Raw genomic sequence first — 4387 nt, 5'->3', positions numbered from 1 at the left:
TGCGATAAAGCAAAAGATCGCAGTCTGCGGCAGCTCCTACATGGGGCGGGTGTACACCCTGTAGGAGCTGCCGAAGGCTGCGATCTTTTAGCGGTGTTACATGCGCAGGAGCATTTTCCATGCGCGATTCTGGTAAACCGCAATCGCCTGCTGCTTGCGCGCGTCGAGCAGTTCGTCAGTGATCGTCGGTTCGTTGGCCAGTTGCGCCAGCTTGTTCAGCTCGCCGTACAGGCGATCCATTTCCGGGATCTCCAGCACGTTACGTGCGTGGTGCAGCCAGACCTGAATGCGCTCGATACGCGGCAGTTGTTCAGCCAGATCTTCCGGCTGCTGCTGATAACGCTGCAATTGCAGGGCCGTGGCCTCTTCGCCCAACAGGCGTGGCAACCAGCTGTGCAACTGCGCGCCGCCCTGACGGTTACCACGAACGTTGCGGTCGGCGGTCCAGGTGCGGGCCAGCAACCAGCGTGACGTGCTCAGCGAGAACAGGCCCCAGCGCGGGTCTTCGAGTTCTTCGAGGAACTGCTCCGGCGCGGCTTTGCGCACGTCTTCGTCTTCGATACCGGCCTGCACCAGCGGGCGCCAGTCTTCCAGCAACGCATCCAGGGCAACGCGCAAGTCGTGGGTCGACTGACGCGGCGCGGCCTGGCCGAGGCTGCTGAGCAGGGCACGCATTTCCGCGAGGTTCTCGACCCAGTCGAGCAACAGGCGCCAGTGGCCGTTGAAACGGTACTGTTCAGCCAGACGCTGGCTGCTGCCGAGCAAGTGCCAGCTCAGCGCAGCGAAGGCGTCGTCGAGTTGGGTTTCCGGGGTCAGCTCCGGCGCCGGCAGGCTCAGCGAGTAACTGTTGGCGTCGTACAGGCGATAGCCACGCTCAGCCTTGCTGATGTCACACGGCATCAACGCCAGGGTTTCCGCCAGCTCGGCAGCCAGTTCCAGTAGCGCGGCAGGCTCGCCTTCGCGTAGTTCCAGTTCCAGCTCGCAGATTTCTTCTTTCTGTTTGCCGACCACTACGTGGCCGAGATCCAGCGCGGCTTCGATGACCACTTTGCTCTTGCCACGGCCCCAGGCGATTTCGGCGCGTTCGCGGACGAAATCGGTGGTGAAGATCGGCTTGAGGGTTTTCTTGTCCAGCTCGGCCAGCGACTCGGGCCAGCATTCGCCGTCGAGTTTCTTCACGTCGAGCTTGGCTTTCGGCAACTTCCAGTCGTATTCATTGCGTTCGGACAGACCGGCAACGCTTTGGCCACGGGTCTTGAGGGTCTGAATCACTTCGTCACCGTCCTTGCGCAGGCGCAGGGCGACTTTGGCCTGAGCCAGATCGCGCTCGGGGGTGTCGAAATACTGGTTCATCAACTCACGGCGTTCCCAGCCACTTTTGTTGCGTTTTTTCAGTAACGGGTGCTCGCGCAGGGCGGCGAGGGTTTCGCGGCTGACGCGGAGTTTGATTTCGGTTTCTTTCTGCATGGCCGGAAAATCCAGGATCGGGAGCGCAGCCGGGGAATATGTGGCTGCCAAGGCCGTGCAGTGTACAGGACTGATTCGTCCTACGCCCTGCGGCGGTTTATTCCTGACGCCGGATGGTTCTATGATGGACTTCAATTCGGGAGTTGGAGTCAGCGATGCCTTTGCCGTCCATGCAAGACCAGTTCGCTGCGCTGATCGCCGCGCCATCGGTCAGCTGTACCCAACCGAACCTCGATCAATCCAACCGCGCGGTGATCGATTTGCTCGCCGGCTGGCTGGGTGATCTGGGTTTCAGCTGCGATATCCAGCAGGTCAGCCCCGGCAAATTCAACCTGCTCGCCAGTTTCGGCAGCGGCCCCGGCGGGCTGGTGCTGGCCGGGCACAGCGACACGGTGCCGTACGACGATGCGTTGTGGCAGACCGATCCGCTGAAACTCACCGAAGTCGATGGCCGCTGGGTCGGGCTGGGCAGTTGCGACATGAAAGGTTTCTTCGCGCTGATCATCGAAGCGGTGCTGCCGCTGCTCGATCAGCCGTTCAAGCAGCCGTTGCTGATCCTCGCCACCTGCGATGAAGAAAGCTCGATGTCCGGCGCCCGTGCGCTGGCCGAGGCCGGGCGTCCGTTGGGCCGCGCAGCGGTAATCGGTGAGCCGACCGGGCTGAAACCGATCCGCATGCACAAAGGCATCATGATGGAACGCATCGATATCCTTGGGCAGAGCGGCCATTCGTCGGATCCACGCTTGGGCCACAGCGCACTCGAAGCGATGCACGATGCCATCGGCGAACTGCGCGGTTTGCGCCTGTTGTGGCAGCGTGAATTCAACAATCCGCAGTTCAGCGTGCCGCAGCCGACGATGAACTTCGGTTGTATCCATGGCGGCGACAACCCAAACCGTATCTGCGGTCAGTGCTCGCTGGAGTTCGACCTGCGGCCATTGCCGGGCATGGACCCGAAAGTCCTGCGCGCGGAGATTCTGCGCAAGCTCAACCCGGTGGCCGAGCGGCATCAGGTGAAGATTGATTACAAACCGCTGTTCCCGGAAGTGCCGTCGTTCGAGCAGTCTGAAGACGCCGAACTGGTGCGCATCGCTGAAAAGCTCACCGGTCACAGTGCCGAAGCAGTGGCGTTCGGCACCGAAGCGCCTTATCTTCAGCGCCTTGGCTGCGAAACCATTGTGCTCGGCCCTGGCGACATCGCCTGTGCGCATCAGCCGGGCGAGTACCTTGAAATGTCACGTTTGCAGCCTACCGTGCATCTATTACGGCAACTGATTGAACATTACTGTCTGACAGGTGCACCAACGTCAAAGGATCCCAAGTGACCCTTTGTAGGAGTGAGCCTGCTCGCGATAGCGGTGAGACAGTCCCGGAGGTATTGACTGAAACTCCGCTATCGCGAGCAGGCTCACTCCTACAAGGGATCTATGTTTTGTCTGACCAATCGCTGTAAATTGCCAGCATTCCAACCCGTATTCATGAGGAGAGCGCGCGTGTCGCCAAGCCTGTTCCGACGATAACCATCAGCCCGCTGTGCGTTTTCCGTTTCGCCCCTTTTTAGGCTGCTATTTATTACAGGCCCAGGTTCATGCCCGAATACGTTAACTGGCTTCGTCACGCGTCCCCTTACATCAATGCCCACCGCGACTGCACCTTCGTCGTCATGCTGCCCGGCGATGGCGTGGAGCATCCGAACTTCGGCAACATCGTCCACGACATTGTTCTGCTGCATAGCCTTGGCGTGCGTCTGGTGCTGGTGCACGGTTCGCGTCCACAGATCGAAACCCGCCTCGCCGCGCGTGGCCTGACCCCGCATTACCACCACGGCATGCGCATCACCGATGCCGCGACCCTGGAATGTGTGATCGACGCGGTCGGCCAGTTGCGCATCGCCATCGAAGCGCGGCTGTCGATGGACATGGCTTCGTCGCCGATGCAGGGCTCGCGTTTGCGCGTGGCTAGCGGCAACCTTGTTACCGCGCGGCCGATCGGCGTGCTGGAAGGCGTCGACTATCACCACACCGGCGAAGTGCGCCGGGTCGACCGCAAAGGCATCAACCGTCTACTCGATGAGCGCTCGATCGTGTTGCTGTCGCCGTTGGGCTACTCGCCGACCGGTGAAATCTTCAACCTCGCCTGCGAAGACGTCGCGACCCGCGCCGCCATCGACCTGGGCGCGGACAAGTTGCTGCTGTTCGGTGCTGACCTCGGTCTGATCGACGAGAACGGCAAACTCGTGCGCGAGCTGCGTCCACAGCAAGTGCCGGCACACTTGCAGCGTTTGGGCAGCAACTATCAGGCAGAACTGCTCGATGCCGCTGCCGAAGCCTGCCGTGGCGGTGTCGCGCGCAGTCATATCGTCAGCTACGCCGAAGACGGCGCGCTGCTGACCGAGCTGTTCACCCGTGACGGTGGCGGCACGCTGGTCGCGCAGGAGCAATTCGAACTGGTCCGCGAGGCGGCGATTGAAGACGTCGGCGGCTTGCTCGACTTGATCAGTCCGCTGGAAGAGCAGGGGATTCTGGTGCGTCGTTCGCGCGAAGTGCTGGAGCGCGAGATCGAGCAGTTCAGCGTGGTCGAGCGTGAAGGCATGATCATCGCCTGTGCGGCGCTGTATCAGATTGCCGATTCGGATGCCGGTGAACTGGCGTGCCTGGCAGTGAACCCGGAGTACCGCCATGGCGGTCGCGGTGATGAATTGCTGGAGCGCATCGAAACCCGAGCACGGGCGCAGGGTTTGAAGACCTTGTTCGTCCTCACCACGCGCACCGCGCACTGGTTCCGTGAGCGTGGTTTCGAGCCGAGCAGCGTTGAGCGCCTGCCGGCGGCGCGGGCTTCGCTGTACAACTTTCAGCGTAATTCGAAGATCTTCGAAAAAACCCTTTAACCGAGTTGGTCCATTCGATCGTTCCCCGCTCTC

Annotated in this window: 3 protein-coding genes; 2 read left to right on the top strand and 1 reads right to left on the bottom strand. The window is 61.2% G+C overall.

Annotated features, from left to right (window positions below):
- Window positions 1–96: 96 nt before the first annotated feature.
- Window positions 97–1467, bottom strand: coding sequence for a CYTH domain-containing protein (locus PMI23_RS25335; RefSeq protein WP_007913820.1), 1371 nt, complete (start codon window positions 1465–1467; stop codon window positions 97–99).
- Between the two features lie 155 nt (window positions 1468–1622).
- On the opposite strand from PMI23_RS25335, the gene argE reads away from it, so the two are divergent.
- Both argE and argA read left to right on the top strand, forming a co-directional pair.
- A complete protein-coding gene (gene argE / locus PMI23_RS25330; RefSeq protein WP_007913821.1) occupies window positions 1623–2792 on the top strand; it encodes an acetylornithine deacetylase in 1170 nt (389 codons plus the stop codon).
- Window positions 2793–3055: 263 nt separating this feature from the next.
- Window positions 3056–4354, top strand: a complete 1299-nt coding sequence (gene argA, locus PMI23_RS25325) for an amino-acid N-acetyltransferase (protein ID WP_007913824.1) — start codon at window positions 3056–3058, stop codon at window positions 4352–4354.
- The last annotated feature ends 33 nt before the right edge of the window (window positions 4355–4387 follow it).

This window comes from Pseudomonas sp. GM24 (assembly GCF_000282235.1).
In the GTDB taxonomy this organism is placed as follows: domain Bacteria; phylum Pseudomonadota; class Gammaproteobacteria; order Pseudomonadales; family Pseudomonadaceae; genus Aquipseudomonas.
This window is presented reverse-complemented; position numbering and strand designations above follow the sequence as displayed.

Coding starts and splice junctions, on each gene's coding strand:
- argE (WP_007913821.1), top strand. CDS start 1,623: ATGCCTTTGCCGTCCATGCAAGACCAGTTCGCTGCGCTGATCGCCGCG.
- argA (WP_007913824.1), top strand. CDS start 3,056: ATGCCCGAATACGTTAACTGGCTTCGTCACGCGTCCCCTTACATCAAT.
- PMI23_RS25335 (WP_007913820.1), bottom strand. CDS start 1,467: ATGCAGAAAGAAACCGAAATCAAACTCCGCGTCAGCCGCGAAACCCTC.